This is a genomic window from Pseudomonas urmiensis (assembly GCF_014268815.2).
In the GTDB taxonomy this organism is placed as follows: domain Bacteria; phylum Pseudomonadota; class Gammaproteobacteria; order Pseudomonadales; family Pseudomonadaceae; genus Aquipseudomonas; species Aquipseudomonas urmiensis.
Map to the genome: position 1 here is coordinate 4,875,663 of NZ_JABWRE020000001.1, position 24,493 is coordinate 4,900,155.

20 protein-coding genes and 1 pseudogene are annotated in these 24,493 nt (G+C 63.3%); 9 read left to right on the forward strand and 12 right to left on the reverse strand.

Annotation, left to right across the window (positions count from 1 at the left end; all coding sequences use genetic code 11):
* Positions 1-9 precede the first annotated feature (9 nt).
* Both HU737_RS22075 and hglS read left to right on the forward strand, forming a co-directional pair.
* Positions 10-900, forward strand: a complete 891-nt coding sequence (locus tag HU737_RS22075) for a LysR family transcriptional regulator (RefSeq protein ID WP_186552994.1) — start codon at positions 10-12, stop codon at positions 898-900.
* Positions 901-1,090: 190 nt separating this feature from the next.
* Positions 1,091-2,485, forward strand: a complete 1,395-nt coding sequence (gene hglS, locus HU737_RS22080) for a 2-oxoadipate dioxygenase/decarboxylase HglS (protein WP_186552995.1) — start codon at positions 1,091-1,093, stop codon at positions 2,483-2,485.
* Between the two features lie 82 nt (positions 2,486-2,567).
* Here the strand turns inward: hglS and HU737_RS26685 are convergent, their stop codons facing one another.
* The 3 genes and pseudogenes from HU737_RS26685 to HU737_RS22090 all read right to left on the reverse strand — a co-directional run bounded on the left by HU737_RS26685 (position 2,568) and on the right by HU737_RS22090 (position 5,672).
* Entirely contained in the window at positions 2,568-3,437 is an 870-nt protein-coding gene (locus tag HU737_RS26685; RefSeq protein ID WP_409456900.1) for a methyl-accepting chemotaxis protein, read from the reverse strand.
* Positions 3,432-4,553, reverse strand: a pseudogene (locus tag HU737_RS26690) (Cache 3/Cache 2 fusion domain-containing protein); the annotation flags it as partial. The pseudogene HU737_RS26690 and the gene HU737_RS26685, both read right to left, overlap by 6 nt.
* A 189-nt stretch (positions 4,554-4,742) precedes the next feature.
* On the reverse strand, positions 4,743-5,672 hold the full coding sequence (locus tag HU737_RS22090; protein ID WP_186552997.1) for a LysR substrate-binding domain-containing protein: 930 nt from the start codon (positions 5,670-5,672) through the stop codon (positions 4,743-4,745).
* A gap of 157 nt (positions 5,673-5,829) precedes the next feature.
* On the opposite strand from HU737_RS22090, the gene HU737_RS22095 reads away from it, so the two are divergent.
* Entirely contained in the window at positions 5,830-7,218 is a 1,389-nt protein-coding gene (locus tag HU737_RS22095) for a NorM family multidrug efflux MATE transporter (protein WP_186552998.1), read from the forward strand.
* Between the two features lie 101 nt (positions 7,219-7,319).
* Here the strand turns inward: HU737_RS22095 and HU737_RS22100 are convergent, their stop codons facing one another.
* Complete coding sequence (locus HU737_RS22100) at positions 7,320-8,906, reverse strand: putative bifunctional diguanylate cyclase/phosphodiesterase (protein WP_496198508.1); 1,587 nt, start codon at positions 8,904-8,906, stop codon at positions 7,320-7,322.
* Between the two features lie 418 nt (positions 8,907-9,324).
* Here HU737_RS22100 and rep point away from each other — a divergent pair, with 418 nt between their 5' ends.
* Together rep and HU737_RS22110 are read left to right on the forward strand one after the other, a co-directional pair.
* Positions 9,325-11,334: a DNA helicase Rep gene (rep, locus tag HU737_RS22105; RefSeq protein WP_186553000.1), complete on the forward strand. Its 2,010-nt coding sequence runs from the start codon at positions 9,325-9,327 to the stop codon at positions 11,332-11,334.
* 64 nt (positions 11,335-11,398) lie between these two features.
* A complete protein-coding gene (locus HU737_RS22110; protein WP_186553001.1) occupies positions 11,399-11,971 on the forward strand; it encodes a xanthine phosphoribosyltransferase in 573 nt (190 codons plus the stop codon).
* A gap of 266 nt (positions 11,972-12,237) precedes the next feature.
* Here the strand turns inward: HU737_RS22110 and HU737_RS22115 are convergent, their stop codons facing one another.
* The 6 genes from HU737_RS22115 to dadA form a co-directional block, all read right to left on the reverse strand.
* Positions 12,238-14,100, reverse strand: coding sequence for an acetyl-CoA hydrolase/transferase C-terminal domain-containing protein (locus HU737_RS22115; protein ID WP_225915637.1), 1,863 nt, complete (start codon positions 14,098-14,100; stop codon positions 12,238-12,240).
* A gap of 208 nt (positions 14,101-14,308) precedes the next feature.
* Entirely contained in the window at positions 14,309-14,731 is a 423-nt protein-coding gene (locus HU737_RS22120) for a c-type cytochrome (protein WP_312153681.1), read from the reverse strand.
* Between the two features lie 135 nt (positions 14,732-14,866).
* Positions 14,867-15,415, reverse strand: a complete 549-nt coding sequence (locus HU737_RS22125; RefSeq protein ID WP_186553003.1) for a cupin domain-containing protein — start codon at positions 15,413-15,415, stop codon at positions 14,867-14,869.
* A 109-nt stretch (positions 15,416-15,524) separates the two neighbouring features.
* Entirely contained in the window at positions 15,525-16,598 is a 1,074-nt protein-coding gene (alr, locus tag HU737_RS22130) for an alanine racemase (RefSeq protein ID WP_186553004.1), read from the reverse strand.
* An 89-nt stretch (positions 16,599-16,687) separates the two neighbouring features.
* Entirely contained in the window at positions 16,688-17,041 is a 354-nt protein-coding gene (locus HU737_RS22135) for a RidA family protein (RefSeq protein WP_186553005.1), read from the reverse strand.
* Positions 17,013-18,314: a D-amino acid dehydrogenase gene (dadA, locus tag HU737_RS22140; RefSeq protein WP_186553006.1), complete on the reverse strand. Its 1,302-nt coding sequence runs from the start codon at positions 18,312-18,314 to the stop codon at positions 17,013-17,015. Before dadA ends, HU737_RS22135 begins: the two co-directional genes overlap by 29 nt.
* A 155-nt stretch (positions 18,315-18,469) precedes the next feature.
* Between dadA and dadR the strand changes: the two genes are divergently transcribed.
* Complete coding sequence (gene dadR / locus HU737_RS22145; protein ID WP_003258963.1) at positions 18,470-18,958, forward strand: transcriptional regulator DadR; 489 nt, start codon at positions 18,470-18,472, stop codon at positions 18,956-18,958.
* A gap of 6 nt (positions 18,959-18,964) precedes the next feature.
* On the opposite strand, the gene HU737_RS22150 is transcribed toward dadR, so the two are convergent.
* Positions 18,965-19,318: a YkgJ family cysteine cluster protein gene (locus HU737_RS22150; protein ID WP_186553007.1), complete on the reverse strand. Its 354-nt coding sequence runs from the start codon at positions 19,316-19,318 to the stop codon at positions 18,965-18,967.
* A gap of 192 nt (positions 19,319-19,510) precedes the next feature.
* On the opposite strand from HU737_RS22150, the gene HU737_RS22155 reads away from it, so the two are divergent.
* Positions 19,511-20,803: an NAD(P)/FAD-dependent oxidoreductase gene (locus tag HU737_RS22155; protein WP_186553008.1), complete on the forward strand. Its 1,293-nt coding sequence runs from the start codon at positions 19,511-19,513 to the stop codon at positions 20,801-20,803.
* A gap of 146 nt (positions 20,804-20,949) precedes the next feature.
* On the opposite strand, the gene HU737_RS22160 is transcribed toward HU737_RS22155, so the two are convergent.
* The gene (locus HU737_RS22160; RefSeq protein ID WP_186553009.1) at positions 20,950-21,180 is read right to left on the reverse strand and encodes a DUF1127 domain-containing protein; all 231 of its coding nucleotides are present in this window, start codon (positions 21,178-21,180) and stop codon (positions 20,950-20,952) included.
* Positions 21,181-21,358: 178 nt separating this feature from the next.
* Between HU737_RS22160 and HU737_RS22165 the strand changes: the two genes are divergently transcribed.
* Together HU737_RS22165 and HU737_RS22170 are read left to right on the forward strand one after the other, a co-directional pair.
* Positions 21,359-22,789 (forward strand): aminotransferase-like domain-containing protein, encoded by a 1,431-nt coding sequence (locus HU737_RS22165; RefSeq protein WP_186553010.1) that lies wholly within the window; start codon positions 21,359-21,361, stop codon positions 22,787-22,789.
* A 61-nt stretch (positions 22,790-22,850) separates the two neighbouring features.
* Complete coding sequence (locus HU737_RS22170; protein ID WP_186553011.1) at positions 22,851-24,407, forward strand: phospholipase D family protein; 1,557 nt, start codon at positions 22,851-22,853, stop codon at positions 24,405-24,407.
* The last annotated feature ends 86 nt before the right edge of the window (positions 24,408-24,493 follow it).

The following is a 24,493-nucleotide window of genomic DNA, read 5'->3' on the forward strand; positions in this document are numbered from 1 at the left end:
GAGACTGCTATGTCCAAACGTCTGGTGCCGTCGATGACGGCCCTGCAGTGCTTCGAAGCCGCAGCCCGTCACTTAAGCTTCACCCGCGCCGCAGAAGAACTGCACCTGACCCAGAGCGCGGTCAGCAAGCAAGTCGCGCAGCTCGAAGAGATGCTGCGCAATCACCTGTTCCTGCGTATTCGTCGGCGCCTGCAACTGACGCCGGCCGGCAGCCTGTACCTGGCCGAGGTGAACAAGATCCTCAACCAGGTCGACATGTCCAGCCGCTACATCCTGACCTATGGCGAGCAGACCGAGATATTGAAGGTAGCCACTCAGCCGAGTTTTGGCGTGCGCTGGTTGATTCCGCACCTCAAGGGTTTCGGTAAACGCCACCCGAACATCCACCTGGATATCCGCAACGAGATGGAGCCGTTCTCACTGCTGCAAGGCTCTGCCGATGTGGTGTTCTTCTTTGGCCAAGGCACCTGGCCGGGTGCAACGTGCGTGGAGCTGTTCCGTGAAGAGGTGGTGCCGGTGTGCGCGCCAGAGCTGCTACAGGGGCGCGAGTTGACCGATGCGGCGCAGGTGGCGGAGTTGGTGCTGATGCAGAGTGCGTCGCGGCCAGAAGCATGGCATGAGTGGTTCCTGGAACAGGGGCTGCATACCGATAACAGTTACCACGGGCCGCGCTTCGATACGTTCTATATGGCCTTGAGTGCTGCGCAGGCAGGCTGTGGGGTGGCGTTAGTGCCGCGCTATCTGGTGGAAAAGGAGCTGGGCGATGGCAGCCTGGTGATTGCCTGGAATCATGCGATGCGTAGCCATGGCGCGCATTACCTGGCGTTTGCCGAGCACGCGGCAGAGGTGCCGAAAGTCAGGGCGCTTGTGGAATGGACCCGAGAGCAATTAACGGGTTGAACGGATGTGGGCAGCCATATTGCAATCGCGGGGCAAGCCCTACGCTTTATCACGTGGGAGCGGGCTTGCCCCGCGATAGGCCCTCAAGGTCAATCAAAAAGGGAATGACACCTCTACTTTTTTTCGCTTGTGGCCCATGTGCATTCCCCGCTTTCATGTAACGGTCCCATTCACCATCAGGAAGCTTGCGATGCCCGCCCATGATTTCGTCAGCCCAGACAGCATCCGCGCGCAGTTCTCTGCCGCCATGTCGCTCATGTACAAACAGGAAGTGCCCCTCTACGGCACGCTGCTGGAGCTGGTAAGCGAGATCAACCAGCAGGTCATGCAGCAGCAGCCGCAGGTCGCCGAGGCCCTGCGCTGGACCGGTGAAATCGAGCGGCTCGACCAGGAACGCCATGGCGCCATCCGCGTCGGCACTGCTGCCGAGCTGGCAACCATTGCCCGTCTGTTCGCAGTCATGGGCATGCAACCGGTCGGCTACTACGACCTAAGCTCGGCGGGTGTACCGGTGCACTCCACTGCATTCCGCGCGGTGCACGAGCAGTCGCTGCATGTCAGCCCGTTCCGGGTGTTCACCTCGCTGCTGCGCCTGGAGCTGATCGACAACCCGCAACTGCGCGCCCTGGCCGAGAGCATTTTGGCCAAGCGACAGATCTTCACCCCGCGTGCACTGGAGCTGATCGCCCAGTGCGAACGCGATGGTGGCTTGAGTGCAACTGACGCCGAGGCTTTCGTCAGCGAAGCGCTGCACACCTTCCGCTGGCACCAGGACGCGACCGTCACCGCCGAGCAGTACCAGCAACTGCACGACCAGCATCGCCTGATCGCCGACGTGGTGGCGTTCAAAGGCCCGCACATCAACCACCTGACCCCGCGCACCCTGGACATCGATGCGATCCAGGTTGGCATGCCGGCCAAGGGTATTCCGCCCAAGGCGGTGGTCGAAGGCCCGCCCACCCGCCGTCACCCGATCCTGCTGCGCCAGACCAGCTTCAAGGCGCTGCAAGAGAAGGTTGCGTTCAGCGATCAACAGGGTAGCGAGGGCAGCCACACCGCACGTTTCGGCGAGATCGAACAGCGCGGTGCAGCATTGACCCCAAAAGGCCGCCAGCTCTACGACAAGCTGCTCGATGCCACCCGCGCAGCGCTGGGTGGCGTGCCTGCCGAAGCCAATGCCGAACGCTACCGCGCATTGCTGGCACAGACCTTTGCAGCCTTCCCCGATGACCTGACGCAGATGCGTGAGCAGGGCTTGGCGTATTTCCGCTATTTCGCCACCGAGAAGGGCTTGGCCGCACGCGATCAGGCCGAGCGACCGAGCGACCTGCAAGGGCTGATCGATGCCGGGCATGTGCATTTCGAGGCGTTGGTGTACGAAGACTTCCTGCCGGTGAGTGCGGCGGGGATTTTCCAGTCCAACCTGGGCGACGATGCGCAGGCGGAGTACGGCAGCAATGCCAACCGCGAGGCCTTCGAAGCGGCGCTGGGGTTGCAGGTGCAGGATGAATTGGCGCTGTATGCGCAGAGTGAGCAGCGCTCGTTGCAAGCGTGTGCGCAGGCGTTGAACCTGGGCTCGTTGTAAGCCCAAGGACCGCTATCCCGGGGCAAGCCCGCTCCCACGCAAATTGTGGGAGCGGGCTTGCCCCGCGATAGTGTCAGGTCAATCAACCACCAACCCGAAACCGATCGACTTCCTGGCGCAGCTGCGCCGCCAACCCTTCCAACTCCCGCGCAGTGGTGGCCAGCTCATTGGCCACGTCACGCTGCTCACTGTTGGCCTGGGCGATGCTCTGCAGATTGCGGCTCAGTACGTTCGCCGTACTGCTCTGCTCCTGGGTCGCGGTACTGATCGCGGCAAACTGCTCGCCCGCGCTGCGGCTCTGTTCATCGATACGCGCCAGGGCGTCAGCCACCTTGTCATTGCGCTCCAGGCCTTCCTGCATCAGGCGGTTGCCCTGCTCCAGGGTGCTGATGGCATGCCCGGTCTGCTGCTGAATGCTGCCAATCATCGCGGAAATTTCATCGGTCGCCGAGCGAGTACGCGCAGCCAGGCCACGCACTTCATCGGCAACTACGGCAAAGCCACGGCCCTGCTCGCCCGCGCGGGCGGCTTCGATGGCGGCGTTGAGCGCGAGCAGGTTGGTCTGTTCGGCGATGGCGGTGATCACACCAACGATGCCGCCAATTTCCTGCGAGCGCGCTCCCAGGGTGTCCATCACCTCGGCAGTGCCACCCAAGGCATCGGCAATCTGGCGCAGCGAGGCCGACGCTTCGTCCATCGCCGAGCGCCCCACCCTGGTGTGCTGGACGTTGTCGCGGGCCATGCGCTCGGTACCGGCCATGTTGTCGGCGATGTTCATCGAGGTAGCGCTGAACTCTTCCACCGCGCCAGCCATGCTGGTGATCTCGCCCGACTGCTGCTCCATGCCCTCACAGGCGCCGGAGGACAATCCGGCCAGCGAACGCGCGCGGCCACTGACTTGCTCGGAAGCGCTGCGGATGTGCTCGACCATGGTCGATAGCGCATCACCCATCTGGTTGAAGCTGCGCGCCAACTGGCCGATCTCGTCATGGCTGCTGACGGCCAGGCGCGCACTCAAGTTACCCGCGCCCAAGGCTTCGGCCTGGCGCACCAGGTCACCCAACGGGCGCAGCTTGCGCCGCAGCAGGAACAACGTCGCGGCCACTGCCAACAGCATGGCCAGCAGGCTGCCGATGGCCAGGCGCAGGCCGACACTCCAGGTGACGTCGCGGATTTCTGCTTCAGGCATGCTCGCCACCACAGTCCATGGGCCTTCGGCAAACGGCATCGCAACGCTGAACACTTGCTCTTTGCCACTGGCCCAGAAGCTGCCGCTGCCCGGCTGCGCCGCCAGTGCCTTCACTGCGTGTGCAGCGCTGTCGGGGTCGCGTACATCGGCCGGCTGGACCAACCATTTACCCTGCTCGTCGAGCAGCGCCAGCGAGCCGGTGTGGCCAATGCGAAAACGCTTGAGATTGGCCAACTGGGCGTTCTGTGCGTCGGTGTAGTCGAAGCCGACGAACAGCACGGCGATAACCCGCCCGCCGCCATCGCGCACCGGCACGTAGCGGGTCATGTAGTTGCGTTCGAACAGCAGCGCCCGGCCGACGTAGGTCTGCCCGGCCATCAGCTTGGCATACGCCGGGTGCTGGCGGTCGAGCTGGGTGCCGATGGCGCGGCTGCCGTCCTGTTTGGTCAGCGAGGTGCTGATGCGAATGAAGTCGTCGCCGCTGCGCACGAACAGCGTCGCGACCCCAGCGGTCATCTGCTGGAATTCGTCGACTTGCCGGAAGTCGTTGTTCAGCAGGTGCTCGCCCAGGTACAGGGCCGGGGTAGCCTGGCCTGCGACGTTGACGGTTTCTCCTGCGTGCAGCGCAAGGCCAGACGCGAAGCGGCGCTCGAACAGGCCGCTCAGGCGCTGGGTGTTGTCCTTGAGCGAACCGTGGAAGGTATCGAGCTGGTCAGCCAGCAGCCGCGCTTCGCTGGCCAGGTGCTCCTGGCGGGTGGCGAGGTTGGCGCTGTCCAGCGAACGCAGGGCGAACAAGGTACTGCCGGTGATGACCAACGCCAGCACGATGGCGAGGGCGATACCGAGTTGCGAGGCAATCCGGGCACGGGGTTCAGACATGAGGAAGCTCCTGGCAAGAGGCCGGGATCATCCTGATCACGCTGACCGCCCACTTCGATCTACGGGGAAACGCATCCTCTAGCGGGACGCTGGTGCCACTGAATCGGCGTCGCGGGCGAATACTTGAGTGTCGGACCGGGAGATTCGCAAACGTTTTCGACGCAGTAGGGCTCGCTCCCAGGCGTTTTGTCAGGCGCCCGCCGATAGGATCTGCACATCCGGCAGATCCATAGCCGCTGCCTCTTCCTGCAAAAACCCACTGAGCCGGCGCAAGCGCTCGCCACCCGGTCGGGTCCGTGGCCACACCAGGTAGTAATCCATGCCGCTGGCCACTGCCGTCGGCCACGGCAGGCTTAGCCGCCCCTGCGCCACATCCTCGGCCACCATCAGCAAATCGCCCATGGAGATGCCGTAGCCACGCGCCGCGGCAATCATCCCCAGCTCCAGGGTATCGAACACCTGCCCGCCCTTGAGCGAGACCTTGTCGCTCAGCCCCATGCGCGCCAGCCAGCTGCGCCAGTCGCGTTTGTCCGGGGTTGGGTGGAGCAGCTCGATACCGGCCAGGCGCCGCTCATCCCACGGCCCCTCCTTGAGCAGCTCTGGCGCGCCGACAGGGATCAGCAGCTCCGAGAACAGCCGGCGCACTTCCCAGTCCGCAGGGAAGACGCCGTCACTGAGCAGCACCGCGCAATCGAATGGCTCCTGATTGAAGTCCACATGATCGACATCCATCCAGGCACTGGTCAGTTGCACCTCGTTACCCGGCTGCAGGTGGCGAAAGCGGCTCAGCCGTGCCAGTAACCAGCGCATGGTCAAGGTCGAGGGGGCTTTCATGCGCAGAATGTCATCTTCGCCGCGCAAGGTGTCGCAGGCTCGCTCCAAGGCGGCAAAGCCATCGCGCACCCCCGGCAACAGCACCCGCGCAGCCTCGGTCAGTTGCAGGCTACGGCCGCTGCGCACGAACAAGCGACAGGCGAAGTGCTCCTCAAGGGTCCGGATATGCCGGCTGACTGCACTCTGGGTGATCGACAACTCTTCGCCCGCACGGGTGAATGAGCTGTGCCTGGCTGCGGCCTCAAATGCGCGTAGCGCATACAACGGAGGAAGCTGACGGGACATTTCGCACCTATGATCTGGGGGCATGCAAGTGGTCTTGGAAATCATACATGCATGAGTAGAACTCATGCCAACGATCGCATTTATCCTTTTGTGCAAAGTTGACCAAAGCCTCAGAATCCTCGCCCTGCCCCACCCCTAAGGAAAAAGGACCCTACCCATGCATGTCGCGCCCACCACTGAACTCAAGGCTTTGCTGCGCCTGGCCGGGCCGCTGATCGCCTCGCAGTTGGCGCACATGCTGATGGTGCTCACCGACACCCTGATGATGGCCCGCATCAGCCCGCAGGCCCTCGCCGGTGGCGGCCTGGGTGCGGCGAGCTATTCGTTCGTGTCGATTTTCTGCCTGGGGGTGATCGCCGCAGTCGGCACCCTGGTGGCGATTCGCAAGGGCGCAGGCGACATTGCCGGCGCCACGCGCCTGGCCCAAGCCGGTATCTGGCTGGCCTGGGGCCTGGCGTTGGGCGCAGCGCTGGTGCTGTGGAACCTGGGGCCGGTGTTGCTGATGTTTGGCCAGCAGCCGGCCAACGTCGATGCCGCCATGCAGTTTCTCACCCTGCTGCCGCTGGCCCTGCCCAGCTACCTGACATTCATGGCCCTGCGCGGCTTTACCAGCGCCTTGGGCCGCTCGACCCCGGTGATGGTCATCAGCCTGGTCGGCACGGTGCTCAACTACCTGTTCAACCATGCCTTGATCGAGGGCATGTTCGGCCTGCCCAAGCTCGGTTTGATGGGCATCGGCATGGTGACCGCCCTGGTTTCGCTGGGCATGGCCATCGCCCTGGCCTTGTATATCCGCTGGCACTCGTTCTATGCCGCCTACCCGCTGCGCAAGGGCCTGTCGCGGCCGTCGTTGCCAGCACTGCGCGAGCTGTGGCGCCTGGGCCTGCCGATTGGTGGCACGTACATGGTCGAGGTCGGCTTGTTCGCTTTCGCCGCGTTGTGCATGGGCGTGCTGGGCAGTACCGAGCTGGCCGCGCACCAGATTGCCCTGCAGATCGTGTCTACCGCGTTCATGGTGCCGACCGGTTTGTCCTATGCGGTGACCATGCGTGTGGGGCTGTACTTCGGCGCCGGTAATCTGCTTGCCGCGCGCAGTGCCGGGCGGGTGGGCATCGGCTTTGGCGCACTGCTGATGTTCGGCTTTGCTGCGCTGTTCTGGCTGTTGCCGCAAGAGCTGGTGGGGCTGTTCATCAACCGTGATGATCCAGCGTTTGCCGGGATCTTCCAGCTGGCGGTGAGCCTGGTGATGGTGGCGGCCTGGTTTGAATTGTTCGATGGCGTGCAGACCATCGCCATGGGTTCGATTCGCGGGCTGAAAGACGCCAAGACCACGTTCCTGATTGGCCTGTGCTGTTACTGGCTGGTAGGTGCGCCGGCGGCCTGGCTGTTTGCCTTCAATCTGAGCGGCGGGGCGGTAGGGATCTGGTGGGGGCTGGCGTTGGGGCTGGCCTGTGCTTCGGTGGCGCTGACGTTTGGTTTCGAGTGGCGGATGAAGCGGTTGATGCGCAAGGCTGGGATTGGCGGTAAGGCGGCGGTTTCGGCTTGATCTTGAGGCCCTCATCGCGGGGCAAGCCCGCTCCCACGTAATGCTCCTACACGTGAGTGCGGGTTTGCGTGGGAGCGGGCTTGCCCCGCGATGAGGCCCGATCAGACAGCACAGATACCCGCTGCTGGCGTGCGTGTCAGATACTCGATCAACTCTCCCACCGGCAACGGCCTGCTGACCAGGAACCCTTGCACCTGATCGCAACCAAAACCGCGCAGTAACGCCATCTGCTCCTCACTCTCGACCCCTTCGGCCACGACCTCCAGGTTGAGGTTATGCGCCAGGTTGATCATCGCGTGCACCAACTTGCGGTTCTCCTCGCGCATTTCCATGCCACCGACAAAGCTGCGATCGACCTTGAGCAGGGTGATCGGCAAGCTGTTGAGGTGGACGAACGAAGAGAACCCAGTGCCGAAGTCATCCAGCGAGAAGCGCACGCCAAGCCGGCCCAGCGCATCCATGGTCTGGCGCACCAGCTCATTGCGGCGCATCACCGCCGTTTCGGTCAGCTCGAACTCCAACCAGCGCGCATCGACGCCATGCTCGATGATCAGCCGGCTCAGGGTCGCCAGCAGCTGGCTGTCCTGGAACTGGCGGAAGCTCAGGTTGACTGCCATGTGCAGTGGTTGCAGGCCGTGTTCGCGCAGCGCCTGCATGTCACGCAGGGCACGCGAGATGACCCAGTAACCCAACGGCACGATCAGCCCGCTCTGTTCGGCCAACGGCACGAACTCGCTGGGTGCCAGCAAACCGCGCTCCGGGTGATTCCAGCGCACCAGCGCCTCAAGGCCAACGATACGGCCATCGGCAAGATTGAGTCGCGGCTGGTAATGCAGCTCCAGCTCATCGCGGCGCAAGGCGCGGCGCAGCTCGCCCTCAAGGTCGGCAAGGCTGCGGGCGTTGCGGTTGATCCGCTCGTTGAACACATGGAAGGTGCAGCCTTGGCTGCTCTTGGCCTGGCGCATGGCGATGTGCGCGTGCCACATCAGCGGGTCGGCGCCCCCTTGGGCGCGGGCGTGGGCCAGGCCCAGGCTACAGCCAACCAGCAGGCTTTCTCCATCGATCCAATACGGCTCGGCGAGGGCTTCGACGATGCGTTCGGCGACCCACTCGGCGCGATTGGCATCGCGGCGGGTGTCGATCAACAGGGCAAACTCGTCGCTACCCAGGCGGGCCAGCTGGTCGCCGGCATCCAGCTGATGCTTGAGGCGGGTAACCACTTGCAGGATCAGCCGATCGCCGCCCTGGTGGCCCAAGGCGTCGTTGACGTGGCGGAAGTTGTCCAGATCGAGATGACCGAGGGCCACGCCGCGGCCGTCGTTCTCGGCCAGGCGGGTAGTCAACAGGGCCTGAAAGCCCTGGCGGTTGGCGATACCGGTCAGTGGGTCTTGCTCGGCCAGGCGCTGCAAGGTGGCCACCAATACGCCCCGTTCACGCACATGGCGCAGCGAGCGGCGTAGGGTGTCGCAGGTCAACTGGGCCTGCACCAACCAGTCGCTGACCCCGGCGGGGGGCGCCTCGGGCTCATGCTCCAGCAACAGGATGGTCGGTAGGTCGCAGCGGCCAGGGCTGGGCAGCAAGGCCGGGGTGGCCAGCACCACAGCCTGGCGGTCGTGGGCAAACAGGCTGTCGACGGCCTCCCAGTTCGGTGCGGTCAACAGTACCGCGCTGCCCGCCAGTGGCTTCAAGCAGTCGCGCAAACAGGCGGCCCATTCCGGCTCATCGGCCAACAGCAGCAAACGCAAGGGTTCGACAGGCGTGGACAAGCTGGCTCCTTAGGGCTTGGTCGGTAGTACGGTGAACGCGAAGTATCCTACCTCATGATTGAAAATGATTTTCACTTTAATACATACCCTTCCATGGCCTGCGGTCCGACGTATTTTGTCGTGCATCCTGCGCGAAAGTTGGCTGAGCGGCAAATCCGATTTGCGTGCTCCTCATCGCGGGACAAGCCCGCACCCAGCGGTATCTCACTGGCGGTGTAAGGGAGGACTTGCCCCGCGATGAGGCCACAAAAGTCTGACTCTGGCGTCAGACGGTCGCGCCATAAGCACCACTTGCCTGTTAGAATGCGCGGCTATTTTCTGGCGACCCCCGGTTTCTAGCATGTCCCGACTCAATCCCCGGCAACAGGAAGCCTGTGACTACGTCGGCGGCCCTCTTTTGGTGCTCGCCGGTGCAGGCTCCGGCAAGACCAGCGTGATCACGCGCAAGATCGCCCACCTGATCCAGAACTGCGGCATCCGCGCCCAGTACATCGTCGCGATGACCTTTACCAACAAGGCCGCGCGCGAGATGAAGGAGCGGGTCGGCACCCTGCTGCGCGCCGGAGAAGGCCGTGGGCTGACGGTGTGCACCTTCCACAACTTGGGCCTGAACATCATCCGCAAGGAGCATCAGCACCTTGGCTATAAGCCGGGGTTCTCGATCTTCGACGAGACCGACATCAAGGCGTTGCTGTCGGACATCATGCAAAAGGAATACTCCGGCGACGACGGCATCGACGAGATCAAGAACATGATCGGTGCCTGGAAAAACGACCTGATCATGCCCGCCGAGGCCCTGGAGAACGCGCGCAACCCGCGTGAGCAGACCGCCGCCATCGTCTACACCCACTACCAGCGCACGCTCAAGGCGTTCAACGCGGTGGACTTCGACGACCTGATCCTGCTGCCGGTCAAGCTGTTCCAGGAAAACCCCGAGGTACTCGAGCGCTGGCAGAACAAGGTGCGCTACCTGCTGGTCGACGAATACCAGGACACCAACGCCAGCCAGTACCTGCTGGTGAAGATGCTGATCGGCATGCGCAACCAGTTCACCGTGGTGGGCGACGATGACCAGTCGATCTACGCCTGGCGTGGCGCCCGTCCAGAAAACCTGATGCTGCTCAAGGATGACTACCCGTCCTTGAAAGTGGTGATGCTCGAGCAGAACTACCGCTCCACCAGCCGCATCCTGCGCTGCGCCAACGTGCTGATCGCCAACAACCCGCATGCGTTCGAGAAACAGCTGTGGAGCGAGATGGGCCACGGCGACGAGATCCGCGTGATCCGCTGCAAGAACGAAGAGGCCGAGGCCGAGCGGGTGGCCATGGAAATCCTCACCTTGCACCTGCGCACCGACCGCCCCTACAGCGACTTCGCCATCCTTTACCGGGGCAACTACCAGGCCAAGCTAATCGAGTTGAAGCTGCAGCACCACCAGGTGCCGTATCGCCTGTCGGGCGGTAACAGCTTCTTCGGCCGCCAGGAGGTCAAGGACCTGATGGCCTACCTGCGCCTGTTGGTCAACCCGGATGACGACAACGCCTACCTGCGGGTAATCAACGTACCACGCCGGGAAATCGGCTCGACCACCCTGGAAAAGCTCGGCAACTACTCCACCGAGCGTGGCGTGTCGATGTACGCCGCCAGCGATGAGATGGGCCTGGGCGAGCACCTCGATGCGCGCTATACCGAGCGCTTGCAGCGTTTCAAGCATTGGCTCGATGGGGTCCGCCAAAAGGTGGCACTGGACGACCCGATCGCCGCGCTGCACGAAATGGTCCGCGACATCGACTACGAGAACTGGATCCGCCAGAACACCGCCAGCGACAAAGCCGCGGATTTTCGTATCAGCAACGTCTGGTTCCTCATCGATGCGCTGAAGAACACCCTCGAGAAAGACGAAGAGGGTGACATGACCATCGAAGACGCCATCGGCAAGCTGGTGCTGCGTGACATGCTCGAGCGCCAGCAGGAAGAAGAAGAGAACGCCGAAGGCGTGCAGATGATGACCTTGCACGCCTCCAAGGGCCTGGAATTTCCCTACGTGTTCATCATGGGCATGGAAGAAGAGATCCTCCCGCACCGCTCCAGCATCGAGGCCGACACCATCGAAGAGGAGCGGCGCCTGGCTTACGTGGGCATCACCCGCGCGCGCCAGACCCTGGCCTTCACCTTCGCCGCCAAGCGCAAGCAATACGGCGAAATCATCGACTGCACGCCCAGCCGGTTCCTCGACGAACTGCCGCCGGACGATCTGTCGTGGGAAGGCCTGGATGATGCGCCGGTGGAAGTCAAAGCCGCGCGTGGCAACAACGCATTGGCCGATATACGGGCCATGCTCAAGCGCTAATCACCTTTAAACTTTGCCACAGCACATCGCCGTGGCCATTTTTGCTACATCGAGGAATACACCAGTGGAAGCACTGCAGCAGAAGATTCGCGAAGAAGGCATCGTGCTTTCCGACCAGGTTCTCAAAGTCGACGCGTTTCTCAACCACCAGATCGACCCTGCGCTGATGCAGCTGATCGGTGACGAATTCGCCCGTCTGTATGCAGACAGCGGCGTGACCAAGATCGTCACCATAGAAGCCTCGGGCATCGCCCCGGCGGTGATGACGGGTCTGAAGCTGGGTGTGCCGGTGATCTTCGCCCGCAAGCACCAGTCGCTGACCCTGACCGAGAACCTGCTGACCGCCTCGGTGTATTCCTTCACCAAGCAGACCGAGAACACCGTGGCGATCTCGCCGCGTCACCTCAACAGCAGCGACCGCGTGCTGGTGATCGACGACTTCCTGGCCAACGGCAAGGCATCGCAAGCGCTGATCTCGATCATCAAGCAGGCGGGCGCTACCGTTGCCGGTCTGGGCATCGTCATCGAGAAGTCGTTCCAGGGTGGGCGTGCCGAGCTCGATAGCCAGGGCTATCGCGTTGAGTCGCTGGCTCGGGTGAAATCGCTGGAAGGCGGCGTGGTTAGCTTCATCGAGTAATTCGACTGCCGCGCAGGCATGGTGAGAGCCTCATCGAGTGACTCGACTGACATCGCGGGCCTCGTGGGAGCCTCATCGAGTGACTCGACTGGCCTCGCGGGCATCGTGGGAGCCTCATCGAGTGACTCGACTGGCCTCGCGGGCATCGTGGGAGCGGGCTTGCCCCGCGATAGCATAAGCAGGAGCGCCTTCGCTGTCTGCTATGACGCTATCGCGGGGCAAGCCCGCTCCCACGCTACGCCCTAGTGGCTAGCAGCTCGCCTACCTCAGCGAGTCGCCTGCAATCCGGCCAGCAACAACCGCTGGTACAGCTCCTCCTTCAGCCCCTGCGGCTGCTCCAGCCCCATCCGCGCCAGCTGCGTCGGATAGGCCTCAGGCGCCGGCGCATCCAGTGCCGCCTTGCCCAACTGCAACACCTCGCTCAGCTTGAACTTGCTCTTGAGCCAGTTCAGCGCCCTTAGCAAATCCCTCTCTTCGGCGGTGAAATCACTGCCCAACGGATACTCCGGGAACAACCGCGGATGATGCTCGCGCAGCGCCTCCAGCCGCTCAGGTGTGTTGTCCCTGAAGCGCTCGTCCAACTCGAAATCCTTGGCCAGCTTGCCCGCCGCCTTGGCCTGCTCCATCAATTCAGCCTGAAAGCGTGAATCGCTGATCGCCAGCAAGCGCGCGATTACCTCGCTGTCAGTCTGCCCGCGCAGGTCAGCAATGCCGTACTCAGTCACCACGATGTCGCGCAGATGGCGGGGAATGGTGCAGTGGCCATAGGTCCAGAACAGGTTCGAGGTCACCTCGCCGCCCGCCTCGCGCCAGCTCCTGAGCAGCAGAATCGAACGCCCGCCTTCCAGCGCATGGCCCTGGGCAACGAAGTTGTACTGACCGCCGACGCCGCTGAGCACGCGACCATCTTCCAACTGATCGGCCACCCCGGCGCCTAGCAGGGTCATGCCGAACACCGTGTTGATGAAGCGTGCATCGCGGCGCTGACGGCGCTTGAGCTCTTCCTGGCCGTACAGTTCGTTGATAAAGCTGATGGCGGTCATCGCGTATTGCTTGCGCTGCTCCAGCGGCATCTCGCGCAGGCGCTGGTAGAACGCGCGCGGGCCGAGGAAAAATCCGCCATGCACCAGTACCCCGTGCTCATCGGCAGGCCTGCGCACCACCCCAGCTTCGGCCAACGCCAGGAGGCCGTTGACGAACATTTCGCTGCAGCCATACAGGCCTTGGGCGAAGGCATCCAGGCCGCCTTCGCTGTCGATCAGTGGCTGCCAGGGGCCGACGTCCAGCTCGTTGAGCAAGGCGCGATAGCCCTGGTTGTCGCCCTGACGCGCCAGCAAGGCTGCCGCCACGGCGTCGCCCATGGCGCCGATGCCGATCTGCAGGGTGCCGCCGTCGCGCACCAGGGTGCTGGCATGCAAGCCGATGCAATGGTCTTGGGTCGCGACCGGCATGTTCGGAGTGGAGAACAGCCGCCGCTGCTCCGGCTCGTCGATCAACAGGTCGAACGCCTCTCGCCCCAGCTGCGCAGCACCCGGCATGTAGGGCAACTCGCTGTGCACTTGGCCGAGGATCAGGATGGTTTCGCCGGCGGCACGTCGCTTGGCGATCATGGGTAGCAGGTCGAGGGTGATGTCCGGGTTGCAGGCCAGGCTCAGCTGATCAGGATACTCCGGCGTTGCGGCCACCAACTGCGCCACCAGGTTGAGGCCCTTGGCGTTAATGTCGCGGGCGGCATGGCTGTAGTTGCTGCTGACGTAGTCCTGCTGGGCCATGGCGCTGTGCAGCAGGCTGCCGGGCTGCATGAAGAACTGCTCGACGCGGATGTTCGCTGGCAGTTGGTCATTGCGCAGGTCGGCGAGGTAGTCGAGCTCTTGGTAGTCGGCGAACACCCGTTCGATGAAGGGTTCGAGGAAGCGCCGTTGCAGGCCGTCGCCCAGCGGTGGGCGGCCCAGGGTCAGCGCGGTGTAGATGGTCAGGCGCCGCTCAGGCAGCGCGCGGATTCTGGCGTAGAGCGCGTTGACGAAGGCATTGGGCTTACCCAGGCCCAGGGGCAGGCCCATGTGGATATGCGCCGGCAGGTGAGCGAGGACATGCTCGACCGCCTGGTCGATGGAACAGCTGTGGGCCATCTGTGCCTCCTGTGACATCCGTGCATTCAGGGGTTGGACCGTGGGCAGCCTGCAATTGCTGCATAGGCCTATTCGCGGGCAAGCCCGCTACCACAGGGTGAGCGATGATCCCTGTGGGAGCGGGCTTGCCCGCGAAAAGGACAGCACCAATTCAAGCCCGCAAACACAAAGCCCGCCAAACGGCGGGCTGTGCAAATTCAGTTAAGCCTCAAAGGCCAGACATCTTCTTGATCGCAGCCTTGAGCTCTTCATCCGAGCAATCGGCACAGGTGCCTTTCGGCGGCATGGCGTTGATGCCGGTGATCGCCTTGGCCAGGATGCCATCCAAGCCGCCCTGGTGATCGGCGCGCTCTTTCCACGCGGCGGTATCGCCAATCTTCGGCGCATTCAGCAGGCCGGTGCCATGGCAGGCGTTGCAGTGCTTGGCGATAACTTCATCGGGCGTCTTCGCCCCACCGCCGCTGGCAGCGGTCGCCACTTCCATGCCTTTGCACTCCTGGCCCTGGACACACACCTGGCCGACCGGCTCCAGGCGCTTGGCAAGTTCATCGTTGGTCGCTGCGTGTGCATTGAGTGCCCAGAGGGCGAAAACGGCTGCTGGTACGGCCAGCATCTTCTTGATTTGGTTCACGCGTACACCCTCATGGTGGCTAATCACGCCCGCAGCCACGAATTGCGGGCGTTGAAAAGTATAGCGGGATCCCAAGAGCCGTGAAACGACCACACACTGGAAAGGGGTATTGGCGAAGCAATACGCTGCGCTGGATCAAAAGTTCGACGGCGTGGCAGCGCTGATCAGCCGGGCAGGCTCGTTGAAGGGGTTGCGAAATCGATGCGGGCGGGTGCTTTCGAAGTAGTAGCTGTCGCCGGCTTCGAGCAGGAAGGTCTCGGTGCCGACCACCAGCTCCAGGCGGCCTTCGAGCAAAATGCCGGTCTCTTCGCCATCGTGGGTCAACATCTCTTCGCCGGTGTCGGCACCCGGTGGATAAACCTCGTTGAGGAAGGCAATCGCCCGATTGGGGTGCGACTTGCCGACCAGCTTCATGGTCACCGCACCGTCGGAGATATCGATCAGCTCGTGTGCTTTGTAGACGATCTGCGTGGGACTCTCCGACGCCAGTTCGACCGAAAAGAACTCGACCATGGACATGGGAATGCCGCTGAGCACCTTGCGCAGGGAGCTGATCGACGGGCTCACGCTGTTCTTCTCGATCATCGAGATGGTGCTGTTGGTTACCCCCGCGCGCTTGGCGAGTTCACGCTGGGACAGGCCCTTGAGCTTGCGGATGGCTTGCAGTCGTTCGCCGACGTCCAAAGCTGGAGCCTCCTGAAACGGTCGAGATGGGGTCGAATGTGAACGATATCATGGCAATGCCGTTCAGTATTTACAACACTCGAGGCCCCAGCCTGTCCGCTTCAGCGCCTTATTCGCCGATATAGTCCAGCGGCACGCGTTTGAGGTTGCAGAAGATCTGGTAGGGGATGGTGCCCGCAGCCATCGCCACATCGCTGGCCAGTACCTGCTTGCCCCACAGCTCGACCGGGCTGCCCAGGGTCGCTTCGGGGATGTCGGTGAGGTCGACGCAGAGCATGTCCATCGACACTCGGCCGATCAACTGGGTGCGCTTGCCGGCGACCATTACCGGCGTACCGGTAGGCGCCAAACGCGGATAGCCATCGGCATACCCCATGGCCACCACGCCGACGCGGGTCGGGCGCGGACTGACGAACTTGGCGCCGTAGCCCACCGGCTCGCCAGCCGGCAGCTCGCGCACGCTGATGATCCGCGATTGCAGGGTCATCACCGGTTGCAGGCGTGCGGCCTCAGCCTGGGCGACTTCGAACGGGGTAGCACCGTACAGCATGATGCCGGGGCGCACCCAGTCGCTCGGCACGTGCGGCCAGCCCAGCACTGCCGGGGAGTTGCGCAGGCTGCACTCGGCGCTCAGGCCCTGGCGAGCAGCTTCGAATACCGCCACCTGTTGCGCAGTCGAGTCGACATCCAGTTCGTCGGCGCGGGCGAAGTGGCTCATCAGCACAATGCGCGCGACCTTGCCGCTGGCCAGCAGGCGCTGGTAAGCGTCGTGGTAATCCTTCGGATGAACGCCAACCCGGTGCATACCGGTATCGAGCTTGAGCCAGATCTTCAGCGGCTTGCTGACCGGGGTCTGCTCGATCGCTTCCAGCTGCCACAGCGAGTGCACCACGCACCACAGGTCATGCTCGCTGATCAGGGCCAGTTCGCTGGCCTCGAAGAAGCCTTCGAGCAATAGCACCGGGGCCTTGATGCCTGCCGCACGTAGCTCCAGGGCTTCCTCGATGCAGGCCACGGCAAAGCCATCAGCCTCGGCCTCAAGCGCCAGGGCACAACGTACCGCGCCATGACCATAGGCATCGGCCTTGATCACGGCAAGGGCCTTGGCGCCGGATAACTCACGGGCCAGACGGTAGTTGTGACGCAGGGCTTGAAGATCGATCAGGGCACGGGCGGGACGCATGGCGGCAGCCTTTTGGCAGTTCTGGTTTGAATAAATCCCCGGCACGGCAGACGGGGGTAGGTGCCACCGCGCCGGGGTGAGGGAACGGGTTACGGCAGTGCGGCGACTACCGACAGCTCAACGAGGATTTCCGGCTCGCACAGCTTGGCTTCGACCGTGGCACGGGCTGGGGCGACGCCTTCTGGCAGCCACTGGTCCCACACTGCGTTCATGCCGGCGAAGTGCGCATCGATGTCCTTCAGGTAGATGGTCACCGACAGCAGGCGAGTCTTGTCGGTGCCCGCCTGATCCAGCAGCTTCTCGATGCTGGCCAGGGTTTCGCGGGTCTGCTGTTCGATGCCGGCGCTCATGTCGTCAGCCACTTGGCCCGCCAGGTAAACGGTGCCGTTGTGGGTGACGATCTGGCTCATGCGCTCATTGGTGAGCTGGCGCTGGATTGCCATGCTTGGCGATCTCCTTGTTGTTGCCGTAACGGGAAATATCGAGGCCTTCGGCACTGATTTGCGGCTTGCGCCGGGCAATCAGATCGGCCAGCAAACGGCCGGAGCCGCAGGCCATGGTCCAGCCCAAGGTGCCGTGACCGGTGTTGAGGAACAGGTTACGGAACGGCGTGGCACCCACGATCGGCGTGCCGTCCGGAGTCGCCGGACGCAGGCCGGTCCAGAAGCTGGCCTGGCTCAGGTCGCCGCCGCGAGGATAAAGGTCGTTGACGATCATCTCCAGCGTTTCGCGTCGACGCGGGTTCAGCGACAGGTCAAAACCGGCGATTTCAGCCATGCCGCCGACGCGGATACGGTTGTCGAAACGGGTGATGGCGACCTTGTAGGTTTCGTCGAGAATGGTCGAGGTCGGGGCCATCGCCGGGTCGGTGATCGGCACGGTCAGCGAGTAGCCTTTGAGCGGGTAGACCGGCGCCTTGATGCCCAGCGGCTTGAGCATCTGCGGCGAGTAGCTGCCCAGCGCCAGCACATAGCGGTCGGCGGTTTCCAGCTTGCCATCGATCCACACACCGTTGATCCGGTCGCCAGCGAAGTCCAGGCGCTGGATGTCCTGGCCGAAGCGGAACTCCACACCCAGCTTGATCGCCATCTCAGCCAGCTTGGTGGTGAACAGCTGGCAGTCGCCGGTCTGGTCATTAGGCAGGCGCAAGGCGCCAGCGAGGATATCCTTCACCCCAGCCAGGGCCGGTTCAACGCGGGCGATGCCGTCGCGGTCGAGCAGCTCATAAGGCACGCCGGACTGTTCCAGCACGGCGATGTCTTTAGCCGCAGCGTCTACCTGGGCCTGGGTACGGAACAGCTGGGTGGTGCCCAGCGCGCGGTTTTCATAACTCAGGCCGGTTTCGGCGCGCAGCTCGTCGAGGCAGTCACGGCTGTACTCGGACAAACGCACCATGCGCTCCTTGTTCACCGCATAACGGCTGGCGGTGCAGTTGCGCAGCATCTGCGCCATCCACAGGTACTGATCGACGTCGCCAGTCAGCTTGATGGCCAGCGGGGCGTGGCGTTCAAGCAGCCACTTGATGGCCTTGAGCGGCACGCCTGGGGCAGCCCAGGGCGAGGCATAGCCGGGCGAGATCTGGCCGGCGTTGGCAAAGCTGGTTTCCATGGCCACCGCTGGCTGGCGGTCGACCACCGTGACTTCGAAACCTTGCCGGGCCAGATAGTAGGCACTGGCGGTTCCGATTACACCGCTACCAAGTACCAGAACTCGCATCGTTTATCCCTCGCACGCGGCGCACCGCAGTCTTTTGTTGATATGGCATGGATGCGCGCAGTATAAGAAGGACAGGCCAGTGCATTTCACTATATAAAAGCCTATATTTGGCGACAATTCTTGGCAAAGTGGCCTTTTACGGAGGGGCATCCCCTATGAGAACCCAGCATCAGAGCAAGCGTGAACTGGACAAGATCGACCGCAACATCCTGCGGATCCTGCAGAATGACGGGCGTATTTCCTTCACCGAACTGGGCGAAAAAGTAGGGCTTTCCACGACCCCTTGCACCGAGCGCGTGCGCCGGCTGGAGCGCGAAGGGATCATCATGGGCTACAACGCCCGGCTCAATCCGCAGCACCTCAAAGGCAGCCTGCTGGTGTTCGTCGAAATCAGCCTGGACTACAAGTCGGGCGACACCTTCGAGGAGTTCCGCCGCGCCGTGCTCAAGCTGCCGCATGTACTCGAATGCCATTTGGTTTCGGGCGACTTCGACTACCTGGTGAAGGCACGGATTTCCGAGATGGCCTCGTACCGCAAGCTGCTGGGCGACATCCTGCTCAAGCTGCCGCATGTGCGCGAGTCGAAGAGCTATATCGTCATGGAAGAAGTCAAAGAGAGCCTGTGCCTGCCGATTCCCGACTGAGGCTGCTCAGACCAGTACCTGGCGCGTACTGGCGATGAACTGGTGGACCAACTGCTCGGCCTGCGGGTCGATGGGCTGCTGCGGCCCACGCCCACGTGGGCAGGCCATGCGCGGGGTGGTGCCGAACAGGCGGCAGATCATTGGCCGATCTTCGTAGACCGTGCAGCCTTGCGGGCCTAGATGCACGCAGTCCAGGCGCTCGAGGGCGGCGTCCTGCTCGGCCTGGGACTTGCGCGGTAGCTGGGCCATTTCTTCTGCTGAAGTGGTGACCGGACCGCAGCAGTCGTGGCAGCCGGGCTCGCATTCGAAGGAAGGAATGAGCTCGCGCAGGAAGTGGATCTTGTGGCGATTGCAGGACATGGCGGCGCTAGGATCAAGAGAATGTGCTCAATTATAGGCCCATTCGCGGGGCAAGCCCGCACCTAGCGTATACCCAGGTAGCCTACACCTGTGGTCACGTGGGAGCGGGCTTGCCCCGCGATAGCGCCGGTTGCCGCACCACCCACCCCAGCTTATCCTCGCATCCCTCAACAAACACCCAGGGCCGAGCCAATGATCCACAGCGCGCAGCACGCCGCCTCCTATTACGCCGCCAGCAGCGCCCCGCAGCCTGACTACCCGGCCTTGGAAGGCGAGCACAGCGCAGACGTGTGCATCGTCGGCGGCGGCTACTCGGGCCTGAACACCGCCATCGAACTGGCCGAGCGCGGCCTCTCGGTGATCCTCCTCGAAGCGCATAAGATCGGCTGGGGCGCCAGCGGTCGCAATGGCGGGCAACTGATCCGCGGCGTTGGCCATGGCGTCGAGCAGTTCCTGCCGGTCATCGGCGAGCAAGGCGTGCGCAGCCTGAAACTGATGGGCCTGGAAGCAGTGGACATCGTGCGCCAGCGGGTCGAACGCCACGCGATCGACTGCGACCTGACCTGGGGCTACTGCGACCTGGCCAACAAGCCGGGCGAGCTGCAAGGTTTCGCCGAAGACGCCGAAGAGCTGCGCAGCCTGGGCTATGCCCATGAGCTAAAACTGGTGCCGGCTGAACAGATCCATACCGTGGTGGGTTCCGAACGCTATGTCGGCGGTCTGATCGACATGGGCTCGGGCCATCTGCATCCGCTCAACCTGGCGTTGGGTGAGGCGGCCGTGGCCAGCCAGTTGGGCGTGAAGCTGCATGAGCAGTCGGCGGTGACCCGCATCGACTACGGGCCGCAGGTGCAAGTGCACACCGCCAGCGGCCGGGTTCGCGCCAACACCCTGGTGCTGTGCTGCAACGCCTATCACAACGATCTGAACCGCGAGCTAGGGGGCAAGGTGTTGCCCGCTGGCAGCTACATCATCGCCACCGAGCCCCTGGGTGAGGAACGCGCGCGCTCGTTGCTGCCGCAGAATATGGCGGTGTGCGATCAGCGGGTGGCGCTGGACTACTATCGGCTTTCGGCCGACCAGCGTCTGTTGTTTGGCGGCGCTTGCCATTATTCCGGGCGAGATCCCAAGGACATCGCCGCCTATATGCGGCCAAAGATGCTCAAGGTGTTCCCGCAGCTGACGGATGTGCGAATCGACTTTCAGTGGGGCGGGATGATCGGCATCGGCGCCAACCGCCTGCCGCAGATCGGCCGCCTGGCCAGCCAGGCGAATGTCTATTACGCCCAGGCCTACTCCGGGCATGGGCTGAATGCCACGCACTTGGCTGGGCGCTTGCTGGGTGAGGCGATCAGTGGCCAGCAGAGCGGGCGTTTCGATCTATTTGCGCAGGTGCCGCACGTGACCTTCCCGGGGGGCAGGCATCTGCGTTCGCCATTGTTGGCGCTGGGGATGCTTTGGCATCGGTTGAAAGAGTTGGTTTGATCCTGGGGCTTTGTTGCCAGAGCCATTTTTGGGGCTGCTTTGCAGCCCATCGCAGGCAAGCCAGCTCCTACAGGGACCGCGCCAGCCTGTAGGAGCTGGCTTGCCTGCGATGGGCCGCAAAGCGGCCCAAGAATCCCAACCGTTAATCAATCCTTCCAGAACGGCTTGCGCCCTTCAGTGCGCGCCTGCTCCCAGGTCAACCCAACATCGCGCAGCTGCGCCTGATCAAGCTGCAACAGCGCCTTGCGGGTATTCCAGCGATGCAGCATCAAGCCCAGTCGCCCAAGCCCAGCCGGGGCACTGTAGACCCGCTGCTGCTGCCCCCCTTCAAGCTCTTTGCCCAACAGTTGCAAGCGCACATCGCTCAAGCCACCCATCGCTGCTTCCTCCCGATCAGCTCATACCGTGCAGAAAGCATGCGCGTGCGCAAGCATGACAATACAGACCCAATACAGGCTTATTATTCCCATACAGAATTAGCTGAATAACCGCTGAATGCTGTATTTTTCAGCGATCTGTACTGGTCGTTCAGAATCCTGAGCGCAGGAGTATGCCGTGACCCTTTACCTGAACCTCGCCGAGCTACTTGGCGCCCGTATCGAGCAGGGCCTGTACCGTCCTGGCCAACGCTTGCCATCGGTACGCTCGTTGAGCCTGGAACACGGCGTGAGCCTGAGCACCGTACAGCAGGCCTATCGCATGCTCGAAGACAACGGCCTGGTCGCGCCACGGCCCAAATCTGGCTATTTCGTCACTGACCACCGCAGCCTCCCTGCCCTGCCCGCCATCAGCCGGCCGGCGCAGCGGCCTGTGGATATCTCGCAGTGGGAACAGGTACTGGAGCTGGTACGCAGCACCCCGCAAGCAGACGTGATCCAGCTCGGCCGTGGCATGCCCGACGTCAACAGCCCGACCCTCAAGCCGCTGCTGCGCAGCCTTGCGCAGATCAGCCGGCGGCAGGACATGCCCGGCCTGTATTACGACAACATCCACGGCAATCTCGCCCTGCGCGAGCAGATCGCCCGGCTGATGCTCGATTCCGGCTGCCGGGTGAGCCCTGCCGATCTGGTGGTGACCACCGGTTGCCACGAGGCGTTGTCGACCAGCATCCGCGCGGTCTGCGAGACCGGCGATATCGTCGCGGTGGACTCGCCCAGCTTTCACGGCGCCATGCAGACGCTCAAGGGCCTGGGCATGAAGGCGTTGGAGATCCCCACCGACCCGATCACCGGGATCAGCCTGGAGGCGCTGGAACTGGCCCTGGAACAGTGGCCGATCAAGCTCATCCAGATCACGCCCAGCTGTAACAACCCAATGGGCTACATCATGCCCGAAGCGCGCAAGAAGGCCTTGCTGACCCTGGCCCAGCGCTATGATGTGGCAATCCTCGAAGACGATGTGTATGGCGACCTGGCCTACACCTACCCGCGCCCACGCACGGTCAAGTCGTTCGATGAAGATGGCCGGGTGCTGCTGTGCAGCTCCTTCTCCAAGACCTTGGCGCCAGGCCTGCGCATCGGCTGGGTCGCGCCCGGGCGCTACCTGGAGCGGGTGCTGCACATGAAGTACATCAGCACCGGCAGCACCTCAGCCCAGCCACAGCTGGCCATCGCCGACTTCATCGAGGCGGGCCACTATCACCCGCATGTGCGGCGCATGCGCAGCCAGTACCAGCGCGGCCGCGAGCAGATGATCGATTGGGTTACCCGCTACTTCCCGCCTGGCACCCGCGCCAGCCGGCCGCAGGGCGGCTTCATGCTGTGGGTCGAATTGCCGGAAAGTTTCGATACGCTGCGGCTGAACCGCGCTTTACTGGAGCAAGGGGTGCAGATAGCAGTGGGCAGTATCTTCTCGGCCTCAGGCAAGTACCGGCACTGCCTGCGGATGAATTACGCCGCGCGGCCCACCCCGCAAATCGAGGCAGCGGTGCGCAAGGTGGGTGAAACCGCCCTTCGTCTACTGGTCGAAGAACACAGCCCAGCGTAACTTTGCGCCGCCCTCCATGGTCCATAGCTCATAGGCCTTTGCTGTACAGGACGACCCTTACTTGAGACTCCAGCGAGCTCTGCCTCTCTTGCTGGCGCTAACGCTCGGCCTTGCCGGGTGCGCCAGCGTCGGAACCCCGCGTGAAGTCAGCCAGGCGCTGCCGGCCAACGACTCGGCCTTCGGCCGCTCGGTGCTGCGCCAGGCGGCGCCTTATGAAGGCCGCTCGGGTTTTCGCCTGCTGCCCAACAGCAACGAGGCCTTCCGCGCGCGGGCCGAGCTGATTCGCAACGCCCAGGCCAGCATCGACCTGCAGTACTACATCGTCCATGACGGCCTGAGCACGCGGGCGCTGGTCCACGAACTGCTGCGTGCCGCCGACCGCGGCGTGCGCGTGCGCATCCTGCTCGACGACACCACCAGCGACGGCCTCGATACCCTGATGGGCACCCTCGCCGCCCACCCGAACATCCATATCCGCGTATTCAACCCACTGCACCTGGGGCGCAGTACCGGCGTCACCCGCGCCATGGGCCGGCTGTTCAACCTGTCGCGCCAGCACCGACGCATGCACAACAAGCTGTTCCTGGTCGACAACAGCATGGCCATCGTCGGCGGGCGCAACCTGGGCGATGAGTATTTCGACGCCGAGCCCAATCTCAATTTCACCGACATCGACCTGCTCGGCGTCGGCCCAGTGGCCGAGCAGCTTGGGCACAGTTTCGACCAATACTGGAACAGCGCCCTGAGCCGGCCTATCGGCGATTTTCTCTGGCGCGAGCCGGATGCCGACGACCTGCGCGCCAGCCGCCATCGCCTGGAAGTGTCCTTGGCCGAAGCGCGGATCAAGCGCAAGGCGCTGTATGACCGACTGATGGCCTACCAGTCCCAGCCGCGCCTGGATGTCTGGCGCAATGAGCTGATCTGGGCGCACAGCCAGGCCCTGTGGGATGCGCCGAGCAAGGTCCTGGCCCAGGACGAGCCCGATCCGCAGCTGCTGATGAGCCAGCAACTGGCGCCGGACCTGAACAATGTCGATCACGAGCTGATTCTGGTGTCGGCATATTTCGTTCCCGGTGAGGATGGATTGCTGTACCTGACCAGCCATGCCGACGCGGGCATTTCAGTCAAATTGCTGACCAACTCGCTGGAAGCCACTGACGTGCCGGCCGTGCATGGCGGCTATGCGCCCTACCGCCGCGCCTTGCTGGAGCATGGTGTGCAGCTGTATGAGCTGCGCCGCCAGCCGGGCGATCCCAGTGCCAGTCGTGGCATCAACTTCCATGGCAGTTCGGATTCCAGCCTGCACAGCAAGGCGATCGTGTTCGATCGGCGCAAGACCTTTATCGGCTCGTTCAACTTCGACCCGCGGTCAGTGCTGTGGAATACCGAGGTCGGGGTGTTGGTCGACAGCCCGGAGCTGGCCGAGTACACCCGCGACCTGGCGGTGCAGGGCATGGCACCAGCGCTCAGTTACCAGCCGACGCTGGTGGCTGGCAAGTTGGTGTGGGTAACCGAGGACAATGGCAAACGGCACATGCTCACCACTGAGCCGGGCGGCATGTGGCGCAGGTTCAATGCCTGGATCAGCAAAGCCGTGGGGCTGGAGAAAATGCTCTAGGGCCAATCGCGGGGCAAGCCCGCTGCCACGCTTGCCAGTACCTAAACATTTGGCGTGGGAGCGGGCTTGCCCCGCGATAGCATCGG